The following is a 1,549-nucleotide window of genomic DNA, read 5'->3' on the forward strand; positions in this document are numbered from 1 at the left end:
GGCGCGCAAGGCGAGCGCGTGCTGCTGCTGTACCCGCCGGGACTGGACTACATCGCGGGCTTCTTCGGCTGCCTGTACGCGGGAGCGGTGGCGGTGCCCGCGTATCCGCCGGACCCGATGCGGCTGGAGCGCACCCTGCCCCGCCTGCGGGCCATCATCCAGGACGCGCGTGCGTCGGTGGTGCTCACCACGTCGGGCATCCTCGGGCTGTCGGACTTCGTCTTCGAGCAGGCGCCGGACTTCCGCGCGCTGCACTGGATGGCGACGGATGAGTTGCCGGAGGGCGGCGAGCAGGACTGGGTTGCGCCGGAGGGCCTGGGCGCGGAGTCGCTCGCGTTCCTTCAGTACACGTCTGGGAGCACGGGCACGCCGAAGGGCGTGATGCTCACGCACGGCAACCTGCTGCACAACCTGTCGCTCATCCACGGTGCCTTCGGCGCACGAGCGGACAGCGTAGGCGTCATCTGGCTGCCGCCGTACCACGACATGGGACTCATCGGCGGCATCCTGGAGCCTTTGTACGGAGGCTTCCCGGTGACGTTGATGTCGCCGATGGCGTTCCTCAAGCGGCCCATGGCGTGGCTGGAGGCGGTGTCGCGCTTCGGGGGAAGCATCAGCGGCGGGCCGAACTTCGCGTTCGACTTGTGCGTGAGAAAGAGCACGCCGGAGCAGCGGCGTGCGTTGGATTTGAGCCGGTGGGAGGTGGCCTTCTGCGGCGCGGAGCCGATTCGCCCGGAGACGCTGGAGCGCTTCGTGGAGGCCTTCGGCCCCAGTGGCTTCCGGCGCGAGGCCTTCTTCCCTTGCTACGGGCTGGCGGAGGGCACGCTCATCGTCTCCGGCGGGGAGAAGTCGGCGCCGCCGGTGTCGGTGACGATTTCGGGTGAGGGGCTGGAGCGGCACCGCGCGGAGGAAGTGGGCGCGGCGGAGCCCGGTGCGCGCACGCTGGTGGGGTGTGGCCAGACGCTGGCGGAGCAGCGAATCGCCATCGTGGACCCGGAGACGCTGGAGCGGCGTGCGCCCGGTGAAGTGGGCGAAGTCTGGGTGTCGGGGCCGAGCGTGGCCCAGGGGTATTGGGGCCGCGAGGAGGCGACGCGCGAGACGTTCCATGCGCGCATCGCGCGTGAGGACGGCGGGCCGTACCTGCGCACCGGGGACTTGGGCTTCCTGCGGCCGGAGGGAGAGCTGTACGTCACGGGGCGGCGCAAGGACCTCATTATCCTGCGCGGGAGGAACCACTACCCGCAGGACCTGGAGGCGACGGTGGAGGGGGCGCACCCGGCGCTGAGGCCCGGGGGCGGCGCGGTGTTCTCGGTGGAGGTGAGGGGCGAGGAGCGCGCCGTGGTGGTGCAGGAAATCGACGTGCGGCGGCTGGGCGGACTGCGTGAGCAGCTGGCGGCGGCGGACGCGGCGGTGGGCACCATCCGTCAGCGGCTGGCGGAGTCGCACGAGGTGCAGGCGCACGCGGTGGTGCTCATCGAGCCGGGCAGCCTGCCCAAGACGTCCAGCGGCAAGGTGCAGCGTCACGCGTGCCGAGCGGCCTTCCTCGCGG

The 1,549-nt window shown here is 71.4% G+C and carries 1 protein-coding gene; it reads left to right on the plus strand.

Going from position 1 to position 1,549, the window contains the following annotated elements:
* Positions 1–1,549: fatty acyl-AMP ligase (locus D7X99_RS41855; RefSeq protein WP_147476433.1), on the plus strand; the 1,549-nt coding region annotated here is incomplete at both ends.

Origin of the sequence: Corallococcus sp. AB032C (assembly GCF_003668935.1) — a bacterium.
GTDB lineage: Bacteria > Myxococcota > Myxococcia > Myxococcales > Myxococcaceae > Corallococcus > Corallococcus exiguus.